The following is a 21,293-nucleotide window of genomic DNA, read 5'->3' as shown; positions in this document are numbered from 1 at the left end:
CGTGAGCGACGGGCTCGAGATCACCCCGTTCCAGCCGAGCGACGTGGCGGAACTGCTCGTCCTGCAGCGGTGCTGCTGGGTGCAGGAGGCGATCGCGAACGACAGCCTGGCCATCCCGCCGCTGACCGAGACCCACGACGACATCCTGCGGTGGGCCTCCCAGTGGGCGACCTTCGTCATGCGTCTCGACGGCCGGCTGATCGGCGCGGTCCGCGGCCGTGCCGAGGCGGACCACCGCTGGCACATCGGGCGTGTGATGGTGGCGCCGGACCTCGCCGGTCGCGGGCTCGGCTCCGAGCTGATCGCCCTGATGGAATCGCTCGCCCCGCAGGGCACCGAGGAGTTCGTCATGTTCACCGGCGCGGGCAGCGAACGCAACATTCGGACGTACGAGCGCGCCGGATACGTCGCCTCCGAACCCGAACCCGCGCCGCACGGCGGCGTCGCGACCGTGACGCTCCGCAAACCGGTAAGGTAATCCCCCGACCCCGAGCGAGAAGGAAGTGGATCCGTGGTGCGCAAATCGGCCAGGCCGAAGATCGTCGCCGCACCGAATCCGCAGCACGCGCGCGCGGTGGATCCGTACATCCCCGGCCACGGCAATCCCGGCTATCGGGTCTCGCGGTACGACCTCGAGCTGACGTACAAGGTCGAGAGCAATCGCCTCGACGGCAAGGCCGAGATCACCGCGACGGCGAACGAGCCGCTCAAGCGGTTCGCGATCGACCTCTCCGACGCGCTGACCGCGTCCAAGATCGCGGTGAACGGCCGTCGGCCGCAGCGGTACACCCAGCGCGGGGGCAAGCTGGAGCTCACGCTGGCGAACGAGGTTCCCGCCGGCGCGGCGATGACCATCTCCATCCGGTACGCCGGCACCCCGAAGCCGATCCGCTCGACCTGGGGCGAGGTCGGCTGGGAGGAATTGTCGGAGGGCGTCATCGTCGCCTCGCAGCCGAGCGGCGCACCGTCGTGGTTCCCCTGTGACGACCACCCGGCCTCCAAGGCGTCGTACCGGATCGCGATCACCACCGATTCGCCGTACCGGGTCGTCTCCAACGGCACTCTCGTCTCCCGCAAGGTCTCGGCCGCACACACCACGTGGGTCTACGAGCAGGCGGCGCCCATGGCCTCGTACCTGGCGACGATCCAGATCGGCAGCTACGACCTGCTCAAGGTGGCCGAGAAGCCGGTGCCGATCCGCGCGGCGGTCCCGGCGCGCCTGACCTCGGACTTCCAGCGCAGCTTCGGCAACCAGGAGCGCATCATGCGCGCCTTCACCCGCTGGTTCGGCCCGTACCCGTTCCCCGAGTACACCGTGGTCGTCACCGACGACACCTTGGAGATCCCCGTCGAGGCGCAGACCGTCTCGATCTTCGGCGCCAACCACTGCGACGGCACGCGCGACGCCGAGCGTCTCGTCGCCCACGAATTGGCGCACCAGTGGTTCGGCAACTCGCTGACGCTGACGCGGTGGAAGGACATCTGGCTGCACGAGGGCTTCGCCTGCTACTCGGAGTGGCTGTGGGCGCAGGAGTGCGGCGAGGCGACGACGCAGCAGATGGCGGCCCGCTACTACGCGAAGCTCGCGGCCTCGCGCACCGACATCGTCGTCGGCGATCCCGGCCCGGACCTGATGTTCGACGACCGCGTCTACAAGCGCGGAGCCCTGACGGTGCACGCGGTGCGCGTCGCGCTCGGCGATCCGGTGTTCTTCTCCGTGCTCCACGAGTGGACGTCGGAGTACGCGCACGAGTCGGTCACCACGGACGACTTCGTGACGCTCGTCGCCAAGCACAGCCCCGAGCCGCTGCGCGATCTCTGGCGGACGTGGCTCTACGAGACCGCTCTGCCGCCGCTGCCGGTGCTCGCCGTGAACTGATCGGAGAATTTCTCCGGTCCATGTAGAAACACGGGCCCGTCGATCGACGTGTGTGCGAGAGAGTTGTTCCACCACCACACGCAAAGGACTGATCGACATGCCTCGTTTCATGGGATTCGTACGGATGGAAGAGGGCGACGCGAACGGCGCACCGCCTCAGGCGCTGTTCGACGCGATGGACGCCTACATCGGCGAGCAGGCCGGAAAGGGCCACTTCATCGACGGCGGCGGCCTGTTCGGCACGGAGGACGCCGTCAACTACCTCGTCCGCAAGGGCGAGATCACGAGGGTCGACGGGCCGTACGCCGAATCCAAGGAGGTCGTCGGCGGCTGGTCCCTGCTGCAGTACGACACCGTGGAGCAGGCGATCGCGGCACAGCAGGAGTTCGCCGAACTGCACGCGAAGTACTGGCCCGAGTGTTCGATGGTGGCCACCCTGCGCCAGGTCGCCGACGAACCGCCCACACCTTCCGACGCCTGACGCGACGGTGGTGGTCCCCTACGCTGGTCGACGTGCCAGCCGGGACCACCACCGACGCCGGGAGCGCGTCGAATTCAGCCGAAGCGATCACCGCCACCTGGCGGGCCGAATCGACGCGGCTCGTCGGCGCGCTCACCCGCATGACCCGCAGTATCCAGCTCGCGGAGGACCTGGCGCAGGACGCGCTGGTAGCCGCACTGGAGCAGTGGCCGGAGAAGGGCATCCCCGACAATCCGGCCGCATGGCTCATGACCACCGCGAAAAGGCGCGGCGTCGATTCGATCCGCCGCGCCGAGAACCTGCGCCGTAAGACCGAGGAGATCGGCCGCGGCCTGCGGGAGGACGACGGTATGCCCGACCTCGACGCGCAGGTCGACTTCATCGAGGACGACGCACTGCGCCTGATCTTCCTGTCCTGCCACCCCGCACTCACCCGGAATCGCGGGCCGCGCTCACGCTGCGCGTGGTCGGCGGTCTCACCACCGCCGAGATCGCACGCGGCTTCCTGGTCCCCGAGAAGACCATGGGGCAACGCATCTCGCGCGCGAAGAAGACGCTCACCACCGCCCGCGCGGAGTTCGAGCTCCCCACCGGCGAGGAGCGCACCCGCCGCCTCGACGACGTGATGGCCGTGGTCTACCTGATCTTCTCCGAGGGCTACTCGGCCGCCACGGGCGCCGACTGGATGCGGCCCGACCTAGCCCGCGAGGGCATCCGGCTGGCCCGCATGCTCGCCGAGCTGGCGCCCGGCGAACCGGAGATCCACGGCCTGCAGGCACTCGTCGAACTGCAGGGCTCCCGCATAGACGCCCGCACCGACGCGGCCGGCGCCCCGGTCCTCCTCGACGACCAGGACCGGGACCGCTGGGACGGGCTCCTGATCCGACGGGGCCTGGCCGCGCTCGGCCGCGCCGAGGAACTGGCCGCCCGGGGCATCCCGGTGGGCAGGTACTTCCTGCAGGCCGAGATCGCCGCGCAGCACGCCCGCGCCGCCACACCCGCCGATACCGACTGGCCGCGGATCGCGCGCCTCTACGATGCACTCGCCGAGGCAGCGCCCGGCCCCGTCGTCGAGGTCAATCGCGCTGTGGCACACGGGAGGGCGTTCGGCCCCGAGGCCGGCCTGACTGTGCTCGACGCGGTCGACGCAGCTGCCCTGGGCGAGTCCCCGCTCGTCCCGAGCGTCCGTGGCGATCTCCTCGCCCGGTCCGGGAGGTACGCCGCGGCGGCGGAGCAGTTCGACGAGGCCGCCCGCCGTACGCGCAACGAAGGTGAACGCGCCCTACTCGCCCGGCGCGCCGCGGAGAGCCTTGCGGCAGAGGGAGATCCGTCAGCCTAGCCAGCGCGGCAACGCGCCCGCCGCGCGGGCTTCCGCCAGCGACGGTGCCGCCGTGTCCTTCTCGGACAGGATCGGCGGCACCTCGTCGGGCCACGCGATCGCGAGCTCGCAGTCCAGCGGATCGACCCCGTGCTCGGCCGACGGGTTGTACTCGGAGGACACGTGATACGCCACGACCGCTCCGTCGGTGAGAGCGCAGAAGCCGTGGCCCAGGCCCTCCGCGAGGTACACCGTGCGGTGGCTCTCGGAATCGAGACGCACCGACTCCACCGCGCCGAACGTGGGCGAGCCGACGCGCAGGTCCACGATCACGTCGAGCACGGCTCCGTGCAGGCACGCGACCAGTTTCGCCTGTCCCGGAGGGACGTCCGCGTAGTGGATGCCCCGCACCGCGCCGCGCAGGTTGACCGAGACGTTGGTCTGTGCAACGTCCAGGACGTGGCCCGTCGCCTCCCGGAACGCGGACGCCTTGAAGAGCTCGAAGAACTCACCGCGCGTATCGGGCCGGACGATCGGATCGAGCACGAAGGCACCGGCGATGGGCAGCGGGGTCACGTTCATCGCCCCTCCTCCAGCAGGCCGTGCAGGTACGTGCCGTACCCCGATTTGGCCAGCTTCTCCGCGTGAGCCCGCAGCTGCGCGTCGTCGATGAAGCCGCACCGCCACGCCACCTCCTCGGGCGCGCCGATCTTGGTACCCTGCCGCTGTTCCACGGCGCGGACGTAGCCGGTGGCATCGGCGAGGGCGTCGAAGGTTCCCGTGTCGAGCCAGGCGGTGCCGCGCGGCAGCACATCGACGGTGAGCCGCCCCTCGCGCAGGTAGTGCAGGTTGACGTCGGTGATCTCGTACTCGCCGCGCGCCGAGGGGGTCAGGTTCCGCGCCACCTCGACGACCGACGGGTCGTAGAAGTAGAGCCCCGGCACCGCGTACTGGGACCGCGGCCGCTCGGGCTTCTCCTCGAAGCCGATCGCACGCCCGGCTCCGTCGAATTCGATGACCCCGTAGGCGCGCGGGTCGGCGACCCGGTAAGCGAACACCGCGCCGCCGTCGATGCCGTCGAACCGGCGCAGCTGCGAGCCCAGGCCCGGGCCGTAGAAGATGTTGTCGCCCAGGATGAGCGCCACCGTCTGATCCCCGATGAAGTCCGCGCCGAGCACGAAGGCCTGAGCCAGGCCGTCGGGCCGCTCCTGCACCACGTATTCGATGCGCACGCCGAACTGCGAGCCGTCACCGAGGAGGCGCCGGAACTGGTCGGCGTCGGCGGGCGTCGTGACCACGAGGATCTCGCGGATCCCCGCGAGCATGAGCGTCGACAGGGGGTAATGGATCATCGGCTTGTCGTAGACGGGCAGCAACTGCTTGCTCACACCGACGGTGATCGGGTGCAGCCGACTCCCCGTTCCGCCGGCCAGGATGATCCCTCTCATGGCCCGACTCTATCGGACTGCATAACTATTGAATTGTTGACGATCGTTTTTGATATGATCGTTTCATGACGAAGAAGAAGTGGGTCCTCGTGGCCGTCGCCGTCGTCGCCGCACTGCTGATCCCACTCGGCATCCGTATCGCGGTCGCGAACACGTTCGACTACGACGAGCAGCGCGTGAGCATCCCCGTGACCGATGCGGCGGCCGTCGGGGGCTCCGCGCCGGACGCGCACACCGGCGGACGCCTCGACGGCGCCCTCACCACGCCGAAGAACTCGGCCGGCCCGCACGGACTCGTGCTCTTCGTGCACGGCGACGGCGCCACCGACGCCTCGCGCGAAGGCAACTACAACCCGCTCCGCGAGGCCTTCTCCCGGGCCGGGTTCGCCACGCTCGCGTGGAACAAGGCCGGGGTCGACGGGGCCCCGGGCAACTGGCTCGACCAGTCCCTCGCGGACCGCGGCGCCGAGGTCGCGGCCGCGCTCGACTGGGCCCGTACCCGATCGGAGATCGATCCATCGCGCGTCGGTGCCTGGGGCGTGAGCCAGGCGGGTTGGGTGCTGCCGCCGATCGCCGCGAAGCGCCCCGATCTGAAGTTCCTCGTCCTCGTCGGTCCGGCGATCAACTGGCTGCGACAGGGCGAGTACAACCTGCTGGCGGACCTGCGGGGCGCGTCCGACCAGGAAAAGCAACAGGCACTCACGCGACGGGCCGCGAGCATCGCGCTGCTCGAGCGCGGCGCGACCTACCGCGAGTACCTGGACTCCGAGGTCGACGCCGACCCCATGACCGAGGACCGGTACGGCTTCGTGCTGCGCAACTTCCGCGCGGACGCGACGGCCGACATCGGCCGCATCGGCGTGCCCACCCTGTTACTCCTCGGCGGCGCCGACCGCAACGTCGACACCGCGGAGACGGCTCGCACGTATGCGGCCCGAATGCGCCCCGGCCTCCTCACCGAACACACCTTCGCGGCCGCCACTCACAGCCTCACCCGCGACGACATCGAGTACCGCAGCACCGATCCGCGGGTCATCGCGCGGGCCGTGATCGCGCCCCGGTCCATCTACGCGCCCGGCTACCTCGAGCGCCTCACGATCTTCGCCGAGCAGCAGAAGGGAAATCGGCGATGAGATTCGCGGTCCTCGGCGCCGGGGCGATGGGCTCCCGGGCCGCGCGCACCCTCGCGGGCCTTCCCGGCGTGGACGAGCTCGTCGTCGCGGATCTCGATCCGTCCCGCGCCGCGCGGGTGGCGAGCACCCTGCCCCGATCGATCGGGCGAGGACTCGACATCGCCGACGCGTCCGCACTGCGGTGCCTGCTCGCCGATGTCGACGTGGTCCTGAGCACCGTCGGCCCCTACTACCGTTTCGGCCCCGACGTGCTGCGGGCAGCCATCGAGACGGGCACGGACTACGCCGACATCTGCGACGACTGGGAACCGACGCTGCAGTTGCTCGAGCTCGACGATGCCGCGCGGGCAGTCGGCGTGTGCGCCGTCATCGGCGCCGGCGCCAGCCCCGGCCTCAGCACGCTCCTCGCGGGCGCCGCGGCCGACCGTCTCGACGAGGTCCGCGACGTCTACACCGCGTGGCCCGTCGACATGGCCGGGCCGCCGGCACCGTCGCGCGACGGGACGATGGCGGGCGCCGCGGGCGTGCACTGGATGCATCAGTGCAGCGGTGTCGTCGCCGAACTCTCCGGTGGCGCAGAGGTGCGCCGCGCCCCGCTGCGCGCCGTCCACCTCCGCCTCCCGGGCGGTCGCTCCGGGACCGGCTATACGGTCGGCCATCCCGAGCCGATCACGCTGCGCCGCAGCGTGGCACCGTCGGGCGAGGCGGCCTGCCTCATGCTGCTCCGGCCGGCCACGGCGGCCTACCTGGACGTGCTCCGGCGCGACATCGACGCCGGACGCCTGACCCCTGAGACCGCGGCCGGTCTGCTCGACCCGCCCTCGTGCTCCCGAGTGCTGCGCTCGCTCCCGGGCGCGTTCACGCGGGCCGGCGCGGGGAGCCTGCCGCCCTTCTTCGCCGCGGCGGACGGCACCGTCGACGGGCGTCCGGTGCGGGTCGTCGCCCGCATGGAGGCCGACGGTGCGCTGCTCCACGACATGGCCGCCGTCACCGGCGTCCCCGCGGCACTCGCCACGGCCCAACTCCCCTCTGTCCGCCGTCCCGGAGTCCATCCGCCCGATGCCGTCCTCGACGGACCGGGGCTCCTCGCCGGTCTCGCGGTAGCGTTCCCGGGTACGCGGATGATCGTCGAAGAGGAGGCCGGGTGGCTGACGGACTGATCTCGACACGTGCGCTCGTCGAGGCGATGCTCCGCGAGGACGCGACGATCGACGCGGGGGAGCTCTACGCCGTCGCGGACGCGCTGGGCATGGGGGATCAGCAGGTACGCCTCGCGATCAAACGCCTGGTCACGGAGGGTCGGTTCACGGTCGCGGGCCGTGGGCGCGGCGCCGTTCTCACCGCGACCGACACCACGCGTGCGGGGATCGAGCCGGACCGCGACCACGTGGTGCTCGCGTACGCGCAGGACCGCGGACTCGCTCCGTGGGACGGCGTCTGGCATCTCGCGGGATTCGCGGTGCCGGAGGCCCAGCGGGAGGCGCGGGGCGTCCTCCGCGAGAGCATCCTCGCGCTGGGAGGCGCCCCGGTGCAGGGCGGGCTGTACGCCTGCGCCCACGCGTGGGAGGAGGAGCTGCGCAGCGCTGCCGACGCGATCGGGGCGCGCGACTACCTCACCACCCTGAGTACCACCGACCTCGACGTCGGCGGTGTCCGCGGTGCGGACGCCGCGCGACGCCTGTGGCCCCTCGACGAGCTCGCCGCCGGGCATCGTCGCCTCGCGGACACAGCGTCGACGGCCCTCGCCCGGGCCTCCGGCGCCGGGCACGCCGAGCGGCTCGCTCTCACCGTCGGACTCGTCGCCGAATTCACCCGCGCTCACGATTCCGATCCGCTGCTCCCGCCGGAACTGTTGCCGCAGGACTGGATCGGTGGCCGCGCCCGGGCGCTGGCGGAGAAGTCGTGGGCCGCGCTCGCCGCCGCGGAGCCGGATTCCCCGCTCCGGCTGCTGCGCTGGTTCGACGCGCCCTTGCAACCCCACTAACCTGGTGCCATGCACATCGTGGTCACCGGCGGCGCCGGCTTCATCGGCGCGAACTTCGTCCGGCGCACCGTCGCGACCCGTCCGGACGTACGGGTCACCGTGCTCGACGCACTGACCTACGCCGCCAACGAGTCCTCGCTGGACGAAATCCGGGACCAGATCGACTTCGTCAAGGGATCGATCACCGATCCGTCGCTGGTCGACGAGGTGGTCTCGGGGGCGGACGCGGTGGTGAACTTCGCCGCGGACACCCACAATGACAACTCGCTGAACGATCCGTGGCCCTTCCTGGACACCAACATCCGCGGCACCGCGGTCCTCCTCGACGCGGTCCGCCGGCACGGGAAGCGGCTGCACCACATCTCCACCGACGAGGTCTTCGGCGATCTCCCTCTCGACACCCCCGAGCGGTTCACCGAGGACACCCCGTACCGGCCGTCGAGCCCGTACTCGGCGTCGAAGGCGTCGTCGGACCACCTCGTGCGCGCGTGGGTCCGCAGCTTCGGCGTGCGGGCCACGATCTCCAACTGCTCCAACAACTACGGGCCGTACCAGCACGTGGAGAAGTTCATCCCGCGGCAGATCACCAACATCCTCAGCGGCGAGCGGCCGAAGCTCTACGGAGCGGGAGCCAACGTGCGGGACTGGATCCACGTCGACGATCACAACGACGCGGTCTGGGCGATCCTCGACCGGGGCGCGATCGGAGAGACCTACCTGATCGGAGCCGACGGTGAGCGCTCCAACCGGGAGGTGCTGCGCACGCTGCTCGAGGTGATGGGACGCCCCGCCGACGATTTCGACACCGTCCCGGATCGGCCCGGCCACGACCTGCGGTACGCCATCGACTCGTCGAAGCTGCGCCGCGAACTGGGGTGGCTGCCGACCCACGCCGATCTCGATGCCGGTCTGCGCACCACCGTCGACTGGTACCGCGACAACCGCGCCTGGTGGGAACCCGCCAAGTCCGGTGTCGAGGCGGCCTACGCGCGCCGCGAGGCGGGCTCCTGACGCGGGAAATCGTGTGATCTTCGACCGAACCGGGGCGGAAAGCACAGGTCCGGCGCGAAAACCTGTTTCAATTGTCGCGACATCACATGCGACCCGACCGACCGGTCACCAGCCGGCGGTCGAAGAGATTCCGAGGTGACCACCCATGCCGCCCGAAGGCACCCCCGCCGCCACCGCGACCGCACCCGCCCCCTCGAGGGAGGACCTCGACACCGCGGGTCAGCGCGAGCGGCGCAAGCGCATCATCGACGCCACGCTGGCGCTGGCCCGTAAGGGCGGCTACGACGCGGTGCAGATGCGCGCGGTGGCGAAGAAGGCCGACGTGGCGCTGGGCACCCTCTACCGGTACTTCCCGTCGAAGGTGCACCTGCTCGTCGCCGGCCTCGTCGCCCAGTTCGAGCGCGCGGGAGAGCGGATCGGGAAGGCGCAGATCCCCGGCGACACGGCCGCGGAGCGCCTGATGTTCGTGCTCGACCGCAACACCGAGGCGCTGCAGCGCGCACCCCTGCTCACCGAGGCGATGGTGCGGGCGTTCATGTTCGCCGATGCGACCGCCGCCGCCGAGGTCGAGCGGGTGGGCCGCCTTCTCGAGGGCATGTTCGCGCACGCCCTCGGCGTGGACGATCCCGACGAGCGTCAGCGCGATACGTTCCACCTGATCGCCGATGTGTGGATGGCGAACCTGGTTGCCTGGGTGACCCACCGAGCGTCGGCGTCGGAGGTGCAGAAGCGGCTCTCCGTGGCCGTGGACCTCCTCATCAAGGACTGACGAACCACCAGGTCACATCGGGTAGATCAGGGAAAAACTGAAACACGTACTAGTTTTGCCCGCCAGTTGATACGCTCCTCTCGAAAATGAGGAGAGGACACCCGATGGTGGCATTCGGAGGCGGCGCGTGAGGGCCGCGGCGTTGTACCGGTTGTACCGGTTGGCCGCGATCTTCACCAAGAGCCTGTCCACGATCGGGCGCTCGGTGGTTCTCGCCGGCCAGATCATCACGTGGACCGTGCGCGGGATCCTGAAGCGCAACTTCGCCGTGGGCGAGACGATCACCCAGGCGGTCACCCTGCTCCGGGTCACGACGCTCCCCGCGATCCTCGTCGCGATCCCGTTCGGCGCGGTCGTCTCCGTCCAGGTCGGCGCCCTGGTCGACACCGTCGGCGCCAACTCCCTGGTCGGCGCGGCATCGGGCATCGGGATCATCCGCCAGGGCGCGCCGCTCGCCACCGGCGTCCTGCTCGGCGGAGTCTGCGCGTCCGCGATCGCGGCCGACCTCGGCTCCCGCACCGTGCGCGAGGAGCTGCAGGCCATGCAGGTCATGGGCGTCGATCCGATCGCCCGCCTGATCGCGCCGCGCATGCTCGCCCTGATGCTCATCGCTCCGATGCTGCTGGTCGCGATCGTGGCGGTCGCGATGCTCGTCGCGCTCACCGTCTCCGTGTGGCAGTTCGGCCTCAGCTCCGGCGGCTTCTGGTCCTCCTTCGGCGCGTTCTCGGCGCCGTCGGACCTGGCCTTCGCCGTGCTCAAGGCGGAGACCGGAGCCATGATCGTCGGCCTCGTCGCCGGCCTGCGCGGACTCGAGGCCTCGGGTGGCCCGCGCGGCGTCGCCGACGGTGTGAACTCCTCGGTCGTCCTGTCGATCACCCTGATCTTCCTGTCCTTCCTCGGCCTCACGCAGCTGCAGACGATGTTCTTCCCGAGTCAGGTGGCCTGATGACCATCAACGCCCCGGCACCCGCACCCGTCGAACCGGCGAAGCCGAACAAGGGCTCCGCCCTCGACTCGAAGCCCGCGAACCTCGTCGCGCGGATCGGCGAGGCCGTCGTCTTCGTCGCCCAGTCCGTCTACCTCGTGCCGGTCGCCCTGATGAAGTACCGCGGCGAGACCTCCCGCGTACTCAAGCAACTCGCCTGGGGACGCGGATCCGTCGTGGTCGACGGTGGCGTGGTGGTCATGATGGTCATCCTCGGGGCCGCGAGCGGCGCCGCCGTCGCCATCGAGGCCTACGCGGGCCTCAACCTCATCGGCTTCGGCCCGCTCACCGGCGTCATCGGCGGTCTCGCCAACATCCGCGAGATGATCCCGATCTCCGCCGGAATCGGCTTCGCCGCCCAGGCCGGCTGCCGCATGACCGCGCAGATCGGCTCGATGCGCATCGCCGAGGAGATCGACGCCGTCGAGGCCCTGGGCATCCGCTCGATCCCCTACGTTGTCAGCACCCGCCTCATCGCCGGCATCGTCGTGGTGATCCCCGCCTACATGCTCACGCTGCTGCTCAGCTTCCTCACCTGCAAGCTCATCGTGGTGGTCTTCCACGGCCAGGCCCTCGGCACCTACAACCACTACTTCGAGCAGTTCCTCAGCCCGGGTGACATCGCTCTGTCGACGCTCAAGGCCGTGGTCTTCTGCGCCGCCGTCACGATCATCCACTGCTACTACGGGTACTTCGCCAAGGGCGGCCCGGAGGGGGTGGGCCTCGCGAGCGGTCGCGCCGTGCGCGCCAGCCTCGTCACGGTGCTCACGCTCGACTTCATCCTGACCATCATCTTCTGGGGCATCACGCCCGAGATCGTCTTCAAGGGCTAGGGGGCGACGATGTACGAACTGCTCGGTGGCACACCCGGCCGCCAACAACGCGTCTTCTTCACCGTCGGCACCGCGACGATCGCGGTGATCCTCGTGGCCGCCCTCGCCGGCTTCATCTCCTCGCGTATCCCCGCGTCCGATCCGCGGCTCGCCCTCACCGTCGAGTCCACCGATGTCGGACCGGGTGTCAAGGAGGGCACCCGGGTCACGCTGCGCGGGGTGCCGATCGGCGAGGTCCAGTCCGTCGTCATTCCGCGCGCCGGGCAGGCCCGCGTCGCCGTCCGCCTGGACCGCAACAACATCCGCGGACTGACCGACTCCCTGTCCGTGCGGTACCAGCCCGGGAACTACTTCGGCGTCACCGAGATGGCGCTGGTGCCGGGGCAGGGCGGAGCGGATCTGCGCTCCGGCAGCACGCTCCGTCCGCGTTCCAGCAACGACACGATCTCCGACCTGCTCACGCGCAGTGCGGTATCCGTCTCCGGCGTCATGACGCCCAAGCTCATCGACGTGACCAGGAAGGCCACCCGGTACACCCAGGCCATCACGCCGCTGCTGCAGGTCGCGTTCGCCGTCGAGCAGCAGAACGCGGCCTCGACGAAGGTCCCGATCGGGACCACCCTGCGCACGGTACGCACCACGCTCGACGGTGCGCCCGGGCTCGTCGAAGGGGCCTTCGAGGGCTGGTTCGTGCCGCAGATGCGCGGCGGCGAGGCCGCGGGAACGCTCGACTACACGGTCAACAACTACGACAAGATCGACAAGACGACGACACTCCTCGGCACGGGCTTCTTCACGCCGCTGGCGGACATGTTCGGCTCGCACGAGACCGAGTTCAAGCCCGGAACCGTCATGCTGCGGGTCATCATGGACAGCACCACCAAGGTGATGCGCACCGTGAGCGTGCCCCGTCAGGTCGTCCCGCTGATCACCGGCGTGAACAACGCCTTCATCACCGTCCCGGAGGGCACCGCACTGCGCATGAACGTCATCGCGGACCGTCTCCCCGCCGCCGCCTCGGTGCTGGAAGGGGGACGATAGATGCGCGCCAAGAACACCCGTGCCACGATCACCCTTGCGATCGCACTCGTCATCACTCTCGTCATCGCGGTGGGGATCTTCGCGGCACTGCGCAATCCGGCCGGCGGTGAGACGCGCGACTACGAGGCGCACCTGTCGGACGCCTCCGGTCTGCGCGTGGGCAGCGACGTGCGGCTCCGCGGCGTCCTCGTCGGCAAGGTCACCTCGGTCGACGTCCGCGGCGCGGCGGACGGGAACGGCAACGAGGCGGTCGTCGGCTTCTCCGCGCAGAAGGAGCACCCCGTCACCTCGACCACCCGCGTCGCCGTGAAGTACCGGAACCTCACGGGTGAGCGGTTCATCGAGGTGCAGCCGGGCAGTTCGGCCGGCGGGGCCCCCACCACGTCGATCCCGATGGCGCGCACCACCCCGTCGTTCGACATCACGACCCTGTTCAACGGTCTGGCCCCGGTGCTCCGCACGCTCAGCCCCGAGGACGTCAACGAGCTCACCCGGAACCTGCTGGGGTTGCTGCAGGGTGACGACACGACCGCGGCGCAGACCTTCAGCGCGATCGACAAGATCACGGCCAATCTCGCCGACCGGCAGACGGTGATCAAGACGTTGATCGACAACGTCACCCGCGTCGCGAACATGATCAACGACTACTCGCCGCAGGTGGTCGAGTTCATCGTCAACTTCGATCTGCTGCTGACCAAGGTGCTCGAGAACCTGGACGAGTTCCGCCGGACCGCCACCTACGGACCGGGCTTCGGCGCCGCGACCAACCGTGTGCTGACCGCGCTCGGACTCTCGAAGGAGCTCGACGTGGAGAAGCTGGTGCGCACCCCCTTCAAGGACCCGGGCGCCGCCGTGCAGGCGATGAGCAAGCTTCCCGGCCTGTTCACCGGCGTCTCGGCGCTGCTCGGGGCGCCGCCCGCGCCCTGCTCGAAGGGCGAGGCGCCACTGCCGAACAAGGTGACCGTACTGACCGGCGGAACGAATGTGACGGTGTGCCTGAAATGATCTTCACCGGACGCCCGCCCTGGCGGGGACTCATCAACCGGAGCACCAAGCTCGGTGCGATCGCCGTGGCGGTGGCCCTCCTGATCACGGGCGCTCTCGCGTACGTCTACCTGCGCCCGCCGGGGCAGAAGGAACTCACCTTCGTGACCCAGGACGCCGCGCTCATCAAACCCGGCGTGGAAGTGCGCGCCTCGGGGGTGCGCATCGGCTCGGTCTCCGCGGTCGAACTCCGCAAGGACGACGTGCAGGTGACGGCCCGCATCGACGACTCCGTCTTCGTGGGCGACCAGACGTCGGTGGCCGTCCGGATGCTCACCGTCGCCGGCGGCTTCTACGTCGCGGTGACCTCGGCCGGCCGATCCGCGCTGGGCGACAAGCCCGTTCCCCGCACCCGGGTGAGTCTTCCGTACTCCATCGGCGACCTTCTGCAGGACACTCCCGAGAAGCTCGAGCCCGTCGACCGCACGCAGCTCGCCACGTCGATCAAGGCGCTGAGCACCGGTCTCGATTCGAACCCCGGCTCGGTGGACAACGTGGTGGAGGGCGTGAACTCGCTGATCGGGCAGCTCACCGAACAGCGCGATCAGATCGGCCGCATCATCAACGTGAGCACTCAGTACGCCACCGGTTTCGCCGAGCAGCGCGAGACGATCATGAACATGATCCACAAGGCGTCGCTGGCCATCGTCACCCTCGACCAGACCGCCGCCAATTTCGGTGTCGCGTATCAGGGGCTCGCGGGGATGTTCGGCAAGATCAAGCCCTTCCTCGACCTGTACTGGAAGTACCGGGACACCCTGGGCGACGCCTTCGCGAAGATGGAGACGGCGCTGAAGACGACGAACGTGACCATCCCCGCGATGATCGGTGAACTGCAGAAGGCGATCGACACGATGCAGAAGAACCTGGAGAAGCAGGGCAAGCCCATGTCGCCCGACACCGTGCTCGCCAGCAGGCTCTGCTTCCCGACGGCGACGGTGAGCTGCTGATGCGCCCTGTACGGATCTCCCTGCTCGCGGCAGCCGCGGTGCTGCTCGCGCCGCTGGTCCCCACAGCGACCGGGACGGCCGCCGCCGCGACGCGCACCCAGTGCGCCTACCTCGCCGACGGCATCGGCCTGTACCCGGACAACGACGTCACTCAGATGGGCGTGAAGATCGGATCCGTTCGCGCGGTCGAGCCCTCCGGCGACGGCGTGAAGGTGACCTTCGACGTCGCGGGCCGCACGCTGCCGGCCTCGGTGAAGGCCGTCACCAGATCGACGTCGATCCTCGCCGACCGGTCCCTGGAGCTGGTCGGCAACTACTCCTCCGGCGCCACCCTCAACCCGGGCACGTGCATCACGCGGGCGAACAGCGCGACGCCCAAGTCGATCTCGGAGACCACCTCCGCGGCCACCCGACTCGTCGACTCGGTCACCGAGGGCGGCGCTTCGGCCGACCTCGGCAAGCTGCTCACCCGCCTCGACACCGAGGTGGGCCCGTCGGTGCCGCCCCAGGCCGCCCGGTCCCTGACGAATCTCTCGACCCTGCTGAGCGATCCGGCCGGATTCCTCGGCGACGTCACCACCGTGGTGAGCAATGTCCGCCCGCTGATGCAGAGCATGGACCAGCAGTGGGGCGAACTACTGCTCACCCTGCAGCACGTGGGCAACGTCCTCGACCAGTACGGCAAGGTGACCTTCCCCGCGGTGTCCGAGATCTTCCAGACGCTGCCCGTCTTCTTCCTCGTCGGCGACGACATGATGCGCCGCTACGGTCAGATCCTCCGGCCGGGCGGCACGATGGCGGCGGACGCCGTCAAGCTCGCCGCCACCGGCGTCAAGTCCAACGAGGCGCTCACCCGCCTGCTGCCGGTCTTCGGATCGCAGATCGCGCCGTACCTCCCACGGGGCGACGAGACGCCGACCACGGTGGCGGGGGTGCCCGTCACGACGGTCGCCACCCGCGATCCGAACGCCCTGTGCGCACAGATCAACGCACAGGCGCCGGGCAGCTGCGCGGTGGTCGCGGGCAAAGCGCAGGCCGCCACCGTCGATCTGCTCCGACTGCCCTTCCAGGGAGGCCGATGATGAACCGCACCCGCAGCGCCGTGCGCTGGCTCCCCCGCCGGGTGTCCGCGGCGATCGTAGTCGGCGCGGCGCTCGCGCTCGCCGGCTGCGGCGTCAGCCCCGCCAACATGGACATGCGCAATCCCCTGGCCGACAGCGACCAGTACGAGGTGAAGCTGCAGTTCGCCGACGTACTGAATCTGCCGATCGGTGCGCGGATCTCGCTGGGCGGCCTCACCGTGGGCCGCGTCAAGGCCGTGGCCCTGGGCGAGGAGGCGGCCACCGTCACGGTCCGGCTGGACAAGACGGTCTCCCTCCCCTCGGACATCCACGCCTCCGTGCTGCAGGACACCCTGCTCGGCGAGGCCTACGTCCGCCTGGAGACGCCGGAGAAGTCCACCGGCGACGCCACCCCGCTCCGCGCCGGTGCCGTCCTGCCGCTGGCGCAGACGAGTCCGCCCCGCTCGGTCGAGAGCACGCTCACCATCCTGGCCGACTACTTCGGCAGCGGCTCGGTGCAGGACGTCAGCAAGACGATCACCCGCCTGAACACCGCGCTGCCCAAGGACCGTCCCCAGTTCGACATGCTCTCCGCGCAGCTCAATCGGGACGTCACCGGCATCGGCGCGAACACGGCCGAGGTGAACCGTCTGCTCGACTCGGCGACCGATATGGCCGATCGGATCGCGAAGCAGGAGAAGAACTTCAAGGACACCCTGAGCCCGTACCACCTGAAGTACTGGTCGAACCAGGGCAAGCTGATGTCGAACATCGGCGTCCTGCTCCCCGCCGTCGGCGGCATGCTGCAGCAGGGCTCGTGGCTGATCCCGCTGATGAACTCCTCCTCGGACCTGTTCGAACTGCTCACCGCGGACATGGTCTCGCTGGGATCGGCGATCCACGGCGGCTCGATCCTGGTGAACAAGAACCTCGTCCCGTTCCTTAACAAGCCGATCGTCCGGATCGACTCGGTGACGAACACCGCCGGCCAGGACGTCTCCCCCGGCGCCCTCAAGGTGCTGCGACTGATCGGACAGGCACGATGACCCGCTCCGGAATCGCCTCGACCCTCGGCCTCATCGCGCTGGTCGTGGTCTCGATGCTCCTGCTCGGCCATCAGGGCGTGCAATGGTTCTCCCCCTCGGGCGAACGCACCGCGTACATCAAGCTCACCGATGCGAACGGGCTGCAGCCGGGCTCGCGGGTCCTCGACCGCGGCGTCGAGGTCGGCAAAGTCCGCGGACTCACGGTCGACGCCGACCGTGTCGAGGTCGAGGTGCGCTACGCGAAGGACACCCGCATCACGAACGGCGCCAAGGTCCGCGTCCAGAACCTCTCGGGACTGGGCGAGACCTACCTCACCATCGCCCAGGGCGACGGTGCCGCCATCCCGGACGGAGCCCGTCTCGAGGGCGTCGTCGACACGGCCGACGCCACCGTCGGCGCGCTGTCGAGTTCCCTGTCCCGCCTGATGAAGCAGCTCGACCCGGGAACCGTGCAGCGGCTCCTCGCCCGCGCGGACCAGGCCCTCCCCGATCGTGAGCAGACGGTCCCGACCATCGACGCGGGCGCGGTCCTCTCCGCGACCTCGATCCTGCGGCAGCTGCCCGACATCAAGGATCTCCTCCAGTCCTTCAACTCGATCACGCCCCGCGCGACGGACGTCGGAGCGCTGCTGCTCAGCCTCGACCGGCCGCTGCGCACCTTCGGGAAGGGCTATGGCGAGATGGCGCCCTTCTCCGTCTCCTACATCAGCAAGGGCGACTACCCGAACGTGATCAAGGACGGCATGTTGGAGCTGTTCAAGGTGATCCAGGGATTCGAGGACGGGGCCGCGCCGAGCGTGCAGTACCTCTCCGAGCTCCTGCTCCCCTCGGTCCGCGCGATGGCGGAGCCGCTCTCCACCATCAACGGTGGCCAACTGCTCGACACGGCGCTCGCCTCGGTCCGCGGTCGCTCCGGCGCGGTCACGCTGCGATTGGCGGCCCCGTCGGACTCCAGCGCCGCTTCGCCGTCCTCGACCAAGCCGGCGCCCGGCGCAGCACCGTCGAGCGCGAAACCGGCGGCGGCGTCCGGCAGCACCGCACCGTCCAGCACCCCCGCCCAGCCCCGCTGACGCGAGCCGAAGGAGAACCGTGGCCCTCGCCATCACCGATGTCCAGACCGCCCTCGCCGATTCGATCCGCGACTGGGCGGAGCGCGCGCACCCCGTCGACGCGGTCCGCTCCGGAGATGCCGGCGCCGTCGAGAAGGCCTGGCGCGGCATGGCCGACATCGGGGTCTTCGGCATCACGCTGAGCGAGGAGCTCGGCGGATTCGGCGGTACCGCGGAGGACGCCGCGGTGGCGGTCGAGGCCGCGACCGCCGTCCTCGCACCCGGCCCCGTCACCGGCACCGTCGCGGTGGGCGTGCTGCTGGAGCAGTACCTCGGTGGCACCGACCGGCTCGGCACGGTGCGTGCGGATCTCGCCGCGGGCGAGGCACGGGCGGCGCTCGTCATCGACGGGGATGGATCCCTCGCGCCCGACGCGACCCCGCAGTCTCACCTGCTGCTCGAATCCCCCTCGGGCGCCTGGCATCTCCTCCCGCCCGGCACCGCCGGGGTCACCGTCGAACCGCTGCCCGGCCTCGACACCTCGCGCCCACTCGCACGGATCCACCTGCAGGAACCCGACTTCGACGAGGCGACCCGGATCCCCGGCGTCACCGCCGACGACGCCCGTGCGGCGCTCGCCGCATTCGCCGCCGTGGAGGCCGCGGGCGTCGCCGCGTGGACTCTGCGCACCGCCGCCGAGTACTCGAAGGTCCGTGTGCAGTTCGGCAAGCCCATCGGCTCCTTCCAGGCGATCAAGCAGATCGTCGCCGACATGCTCTGCCGCTCCGAGCAGGCCGCAGCGCTGGCCTGGGACGCGGCACGGTCCGTCGGTGCGGGCGCGGAGCACCACCTGGCGGCGGCAGTCGCCGCCGCGGGAGCACTCGACGCCGCCGTGGAGAACGCCAAGGACGCGATCCAGGTGCTGGGCGGCATCGGGTTCACCTTCGAGCACGACGCCCACCTGTACCTGCGCCGCGCCGTCGCCCTCCGGACACTGGTCGGCGATACGCCCGGATGGCGCACGCGTGCGGCGGAACTCGCGCTCGCCGGTGTCCGGCGAGGGCTGGACTACGAGGTCGAGGGCGACCATCGTGCGGCCGCCGAGGAAGCGGAGCGGATAGCCGCCATGACCGCCGGCGAGCAGCGTCGCGCGCTCGCCGAATCCGGGCTGCTGGTGCCGCACTGGGATCCCCCGTACGGGCGTGGTGCCGGCCCCGCCGAGCAAGTGGTGCTCGACGGTGCGCTCGAGGCCGCGGGCGTCGAACGACCGACGCTGGTGATCGGGGCCTGGGCGGCGCCGACGATCCTGGAACACGGGACACCCGAGCAGTCCGAGCGCTTCGTCTGGCCGACCCTGCTCGGCGAGATCAGCTGGTGCCAGCTGTTCAGCGAGCCGGAGGCGGGCTCGGATCTGGCATCGCTGCGGACCAAGGCCACGCGCGTCGACGGCGGGTGGTCGCTGACGGGACAGAAGGTCTGGACCTCCCTCGCGCACGAGGCCGATTGGGCGATCTGCCTGGCCCGCACGGACCCGGACGCTCCGAAACACAAGGGCATCACCTATTTCCTGGTCGACATGCTCTCGGACGGCATCGACGTCCGGCCGCTGCGCGAGATCACCGGCGACGTCCGTTTCAACGAGGTCTTCCTGGAGAACGTCTTCGTCCCCGACGACTGCGTCGTGGGTCCGGTGAACGGCGGATGGCGCCTGGCCCGCACCACCCTCGCCAACGAGCGGGTCGCGATGAGCGGCTCGGGACTGGGCGTGCGCCTCGAATCCCTCCTCGCCGACCCGGGTCCGTCGCCCGACCTGGCCGCCCTCGGCGGTCTCATCGCCGAGGCGGCGTCGTGCACCCTGCTCGACCTGCGCGCGGTCATCGCGAGCGTCGGCGGGCAGGACCCAGGCGCCGCGTCCAGCGTGCGGAAGCTGGTCGGCGTACAGCACCGGCAGGCGGTCGCCGAGGCCTGCTTGCGCCGCCTCGGGCCCGACGGTGCCGTGGCGGGCCCGGAGGACCCGGCGGATCCGCGGTACGAGTTCCTGCTCACGCGGTGCCTGTCGATCGCGGGCGGCACGTCGCAGATCCTGCGGAACGTCGCGGCCGAGCAGCTTCTCGGGCTCCCCCGCTCCTGATCGTTCCGCACCACGCGACTGAAACCTGTTCTAGTATTCGAGCATGGACGATTCCGCAGTCTCCGCCGCCGCCGACGCGCTCCTCGGCGCGTACGCCGCGTGCGCGCCGATCGACCCGATCATCGGCATGTTCCCCGAGGCCACCATCACCGATGCCTACCGGATCCAGCAGGAACAGGTCCGCAGGTGGCAGGCCTCGGGCGATGCCGTCAAGGGGCACAAGGTGGGGCTCGCCTCGCTCGCGATGCAACGCCAGATGAACGTCTACGAACCCGATTTCGGACATCTGACCGCATCGATGTTCCACCTCGAGCAGATGCCGATCGACACCTCGTCGTGGATGCAGCCGCGCATCGAACCGGAGATCGCCTTCGTCCTCGGGCGCGAGCTCCGCGGGCCGGGGGTCACGGTGGCCGACGCGATCCGCGCCGTGGACTTCGTGGTCCCGGCGCTCGAGGTCGTGGACTCACGGATCAAGGACTGGAACATCTCGATCGTCGACACCGTCGCCGACAACGCCTCGTCGGGCGGCGTGGTCCTCGGCAGCCGCCCCACGCGCCTGGAGGACGTGGACCTGCGCACCGTCGGCTGCACCTTCCGGATCAGCGGTGAGCAGGTGGGCACCGGCGCGGGCGGTGCCGTCCTGGGCTCGCCGATCAACGCCCTGGTCTGGCTCGCGAACACCGTCGGGCCGCTCGGCACCACCCTGGAGCCCGGCCACGTCGTCCTGCCCGGCTCGATGACGCGCGCCGAGCCGGTGCGCGCCGGAGACATCATCGTCGCCGACATGGGGCCGTTGGGCTCCGTGACGGCCGTCCTCGCCCCCTGATCCCCCGAACGGAGAAGAACATGAAGATCACCATCGGCGAAGCGTGCACCGGATTCGGCGTGTGCGAGGGCATCCGCCCCGACGTCTTCGAGGTCAACGACGAGGGCTTCGCCGAGGCCACCGACGAGGGCCTCACCGACGCCGACCGCGAGGACATCGAGTACGCGGTCAGCCAGTGCCCCACGCAGGCGATCACCGTCGAGTACTGACACCCCGTCCTCACGCCGTCCCCGCCTCGACAGCGTCAGCCTCGTACCGTCATCTGCGGGTTTCGGTACGGGCTGGCGCTGTTGAGCCCCGT

Annotated in this window: 21 protein-coding genes and 1 pseudogene; 20 read left to right on the top strand and 2 right to left on the bottom strand. The window is 70.1% G+C overall.

Features of this window, described 5'->3' with window-relative positions; genetic code table 11:
* Position 1 precedes the first annotated feature (1 nt).
* The 4 genes and pseudogenes from FK268_RS11790 to FK268_RS11775 all read left to right on the top strand — a co-directional run bounded on the left by FK268_RS11790 (position 2) and on the right by FK268_RS11775 (position 3,699).
* Positions 2 to 478 carry a GNAT family N-acetyltransferase gene (locus tag FK268_RS11790; protein WP_146434169.1) on the top strand — a complete coding sequence of 159 codons (477 nt, stop codon included), beginning with the start codon at positions 2 to 4 and terminating at the stop codon, positions 476 to 478.
* Between the two features lie 36 nt (positions 479 to 514).
* Positions 515 to 1,879 carry a M1 family metallopeptidase gene (locus FK268_RS11785; RefSeq protein WP_231707061.1) on the top strand — a complete coding sequence of 455 codons (1,365 nt, stop codon included), beginning with the start codon at positions 515 to 517 and terminating at the stop codon, positions 1,877 to 1,879.
* Positions 1,880 to 1,988: 109 nt separating this feature from the next.
* The gene (locus FK268_RS11780) at positions 1,989 to 2,360 is read left to right on the top strand and encodes a YciI family protein (protein WP_231707042.1); all 372 of its coding nucleotides are present in this window, start codon (positions 1,989 to 1,991) and stop codon (positions 2,358 to 2,360) included.
* Between the two features lie 140 nt (positions 2,361 to 2,500).
* A pseudogene (locus FK268_RS11775) lies at positions 2,501 to 3,699 on the top strand (RNA polymerase sigma factor).
* Here FK268_RS11775 and FK268_RS11770 read toward each other — a convergent pair.
* Both FK268_RS11770 and rfbA read right to left on the bottom strand, forming a co-directional pair.
* Positions 3,691 to 4,260 carry a dTDP-4-dehydrorhamnose 3,5-epimerase family protein gene (locus FK268_RS11770; RefSeq protein WP_205124476.1) on the bottom strand — a complete coding sequence of 190 codons (570 nt, stop codon included), beginning with the start codon at positions 4,258 to 4,260 and terminating at the stop codon, positions 3,691 to 3,693. The pseudogene FK268_RS11775 and the gene FK268_RS11770 overlap by 9 nt on opposite strands.
* Positions 4,257 to 5,126 (bottom strand): glucose-1-phosphate thymidylyltransferase RfbA, encoded by an 870-nt coding sequence (gene rfbA / locus FK268_RS11765; protein ID WP_146434163.1) that lies wholly within the window; start codon positions 5,124 to 5,126, stop codon positions 4,257 to 4,259. Before rfbA ends, FK268_RS11770 begins: the two co-directional genes overlap by 4 nt.
* Before the next feature lie 65 nt (positions 5,127 to 5,191).
* Between rfbA and FK268_RS11760 the strand changes: the two genes are divergently transcribed.
* The 16 genes from FK268_RS11760 (at position 5,192) to FK268_RS11685 (ending at position 21,201) form a co-directional block, all read left to right on the top strand.
* The gene (locus FK268_RS11760; RefSeq protein ID WP_146434161.1) at positions 5,192 to 6,259 is read left to right on the top strand and encodes an alpha/beta hydrolase family protein; all 1,068 of its coding nucleotides are present in this window, start codon (positions 5,192 to 5,194) and stop codon (positions 6,257 to 6,259) included.
* Positions 6,256 to 7,419: a saccharopine dehydrogenase family protein gene (locus tag FK268_RS11755; RefSeq protein ID WP_146434159.1), complete on the top strand. Its 1,164-nt coding sequence runs from the start codon at positions 6,256 to 6,258 to the stop codon at positions 7,417 to 7,419. The genes FK268_RS11760 and FK268_RS11755 overlap by 4 nt, the downstream gene beginning before the upstream one ends.
* Positions 7,420 to 7,445: 26 nt before the next feature.
* Positions 7,446 to 8,243, top strand: coding sequence for a PaaX family transcriptional regulator C-terminal domain-containing protein (locus tag FK268_RS11750; RefSeq protein ID WP_166443477.1), 798 nt, complete (start codon positions 7,446 to 7,448; stop codon positions 8,241 to 8,243).
* Between the two features lie 9 nt (positions 8,244 to 8,252).
* A complete protein-coding gene (rfbB, locus tag FK268_RS11745) occupies positions 8,253 to 9,254 on the top strand; it encodes a dTDP-glucose 4,6-dehydratase (RefSeq protein WP_146434155.1) in 1,002 nt (333 codons plus the stop codon).
* Positions 9,255 to 9,399: 145 nt separating this feature from the next.
* Positions 9,400 to 10,023, top strand: a complete 624-nt coding sequence (kstR, locus tag FK268_RS11740) for a cholesterol catabolism transcriptional regulator KstR (RefSeq protein ID WP_146434153.1) — start codon at positions 9,400 to 9,402, stop codon at positions 10,021 to 10,023.
* Positions 10,024 to 10,150: 127 nt separating this feature from the next.
* Positions 10,151 to 10,969 (top strand): MlaE family ABC transporter permease, encoded by an 819-nt coding sequence (locus FK268_RS11735; RefSeq protein WP_146434151.1) that lies wholly within the window; start codon positions 10,151 to 10,153, stop codon positions 10,967 to 10,969.
* A complete protein-coding gene (locus FK268_RS11730; RefSeq protein ID WP_146434149.1) occupies positions 10,969 to 11,841 on the top strand; it encodes an MlaE family ABC transporter permease in 873 nt (290 codons plus the stop codon). The genes FK268_RS11735 and FK268_RS11730 overlap by 1 nt, the downstream gene beginning before the upstream one ends.
* Positions 11,842 to 11,850: 9 nt before the next feature.
* A complete protein-coding gene (locus FK268_RS11725; RefSeq protein WP_146434147.1) occupies positions 11,851 to 12,882 on the top strand; it encodes an MlaD family protein in 1,032 nt (343 codons plus the stop codon).
* Positions 12,883 to 13,887 (top strand): MlaD family protein, encoded by a 1,005-nt coding sequence (locus tag FK268_RS11720; protein WP_146434145.1) that lies wholly within the window; start codon positions 12,883 to 12,885, stop codon positions 13,885 to 13,887. It begins immediately after the preceding gene.
* A complete protein-coding gene (locus FK268_RS11715) occupies positions 13,884 to 14,876 on the top strand; it encodes an MlaD family protein (RefSeq protein WP_231707060.1) in 993 nt (330 codons plus the stop codon). Before FK268_RS11720 ends, FK268_RS11715 begins: the two co-directional genes overlap by 4 nt.
* A complete protein-coding gene (locus FK268_RS11710; protein WP_146434141.1) occupies positions 14,876 to 15,958 on the top strand; it encodes an MlaD family protein in 1,083 nt (360 codons plus the stop codon). Before FK268_RS11715 ends, FK268_RS11710 begins: the two co-directional genes overlap by 1 nt.
* Positions 15,955 to 16,983: an MlaD family protein gene (locus FK268_RS11705; RefSeq protein WP_146434140.1), complete on the top strand. Its 1,029-nt coding sequence runs from the start codon at positions 15,955 to 15,957 to the stop codon at positions 16,981 to 16,983. Before FK268_RS11710 ends, FK268_RS11705 begins: the two co-directional genes overlap by 4 nt.
* Positions 16,980 to 18,053, top strand: coding sequence for an MlaD family protein (locus FK268_RS11700; RefSeq protein WP_146434138.1), 1,074 nt, complete (start codon positions 16,980 to 16,982; stop codon positions 18,051 to 18,053). Before FK268_RS11705 ends, FK268_RS11700 begins: the two co-directional genes overlap by 4 nt.
* A gap of 19 nt (positions 18,054 to 18,072) precedes the next feature.
* A complete protein-coding gene (locus FK268_RS11695) occupies positions 18,073 to 20,163 on the top strand; it encodes an acyl-CoA dehydrogenase family protein (RefSeq protein ID WP_146434136.1) in 2,091 nt (696 codons plus the stop codon).
* A 43-nt stretch (positions 20,164 to 20,206) separates the two neighbouring features.
* Complete coding sequence (locus FK268_RS11690; RefSeq protein ID WP_146434134.1) at positions 20,207 to 20,992, top strand: 2-keto-4-pentenoate hydratase; 786 nt, start codon at positions 20,207 to 20,209, stop codon at positions 20,990 to 20,992.
* A gap of 20 nt (positions 20,993 to 21,012) precedes the next feature.
* The gene (locus FK268_RS11685; RefSeq protein WP_068571241.1) at positions 21,013 to 21,201 is read left to right on the top strand and encodes a ferredoxin; all 189 of its coding nucleotides are present in this window, start codon (positions 21,013 to 21,015) and stop codon (positions 21,199 to 21,201) included.
* Positions 21,202 to 21,293 lie beyond the last annotated feature (92 nt).

Source organism: Tsukamurella sputi, assembly GCF_007858445.1.
Taxonomy (GTDB): Bacteria; Actinomycetota; Actinomycetes; order Mycobacteriales; family Mycobacteriaceae; genus Tsukamurella; species Tsukamurella sputi.
The sequence above is the reverse complement of the archived record's forward strand: the minus strand, read 5'-3'. Positions and strand labels throughout refer to the sequence as shown.

What these genes read in the sequence shown, in the direction of transcription:
- FK268_RS11780 (WP_231707042.1), top strand. Translation starts at nt 1,989, where the DNA reads ATGGGATTCGTACGGATGGAAGAGGGCGACGCGAACGGCGCACCGCCT.
- FK268_RS11770 (WP_205124476.1), bottom strand. Translation starts at nt 4,260, where the DNA reads ATGAACGTGACCCCGCTGCCCATCGCCGGTGCCTTCGTGCTCGATCCG.
- rfbA (WP_146434163.1), bottom strand. Translation starts at nt 5,126, where the DNA reads ATGAGAGGGATCATCCTGGCCGGCGGAACGGGGAGTCGGCTGCACCCG.
- FK268_RS11760 (WP_146434161.1), top strand. Translation starts at nt 5,192, where the DNA reads ATGACGAAGAAGAAGTGGGTCCTCGTGGCCGTCGCCGTCGTCGCCGCA.
- FK268_RS11755 (WP_146434159.1), top strand. Translation starts at nt 6,256, where the DNA reads ATGAGATTCGCGGTCCTCGGCGCCGGGGCGATGGGCTCCCGGGCCGCG.
- FK268_RS11750 (WP_166443477.1), top strand. Translation starts at nt 7,446, where the DNA reads ATGCTCCGCGAGGACGCGACGATCGACGCGGGGGAGCTCTACGCCGTC.
- rfbB (WP_146434155.1), top strand. Translation starts at nt 8,253, where the DNA reads ATGCACATCGTGGTCACCGGCGGCGCCGGCTTCATCGGCGCGAACTTC.
- kstR (WP_146434153.1), top strand. Translation starts at nt 9,400, where the DNA reads ATGCCGCCCGAAGGCACCCCCGCCGCCACCGCGACCGCACCCGCCCCC.
- FK268_RS11730 (WP_146434149.1), top strand. Translation starts at nt 10,969, where the DNA reads ATGACCATCAACGCCCCGGCACCCGCACCCGTCGAACCGGCGAAGCCG.
- FK268_RS11725 (WP_146434147.1), top strand. Translation starts at nt 11,851, where the DNA reads ATGTACGAACTGCTCGGTGGCACACCCGGCCGCCAACAACGCGTCTTC.
- FK268_RS11720 (WP_146434145.1), top strand. Translation starts at nt 12,883, where the DNA reads ATGCGCGCCAAGAACACCCGTGCCACGATCACCCTTGCGATCGCACTC.
- FK268_RS11715 (WP_231707060.1), top strand. Translation starts at nt 13,884, where the DNA reads ATGATCTTCACCGGACGCCCGCCCTGGCGGGGACTCATCAACCGGAGC.
- FK268_RS11710 (WP_146434141.1), top strand. Translation starts at nt 14,876, where the DNA reads ATGCGCCCTGTACGGATCTCCCTGCTCGCGGCAGCCGCGGTGCTGCTC.
- FK268_RS11705 (WP_146434140.1), top strand. Translation starts at nt 15,955, where the DNA reads ATGATGAACCGCACCCGCAGCGCCGTGCGCTGGCTCCCCCGCCGGGTG.
- FK268_RS11700 (WP_146434138.1), top strand. Translation starts at nt 16,980, where the DNA reads ATGACCCGCTCCGGAATCGCCTCGACCCTCGGCCTCATCGCGCTGGTC.
- FK268_RS11690 (WP_146434134.1), top strand. Translation starts at nt 20,207, where the DNA reads ATGGACGATTCCGCAGTCTCCGCCGCCGCCGACGCGCTCCTCGGCGCG.
- FK268_RS11685 (WP_068571241.1), top strand. Translation starts at nt 21,013, where the DNA reads ATGAAGATCACCATCGGCGAAGCGTGCACCGGATTCGGCGTGTGCGAG.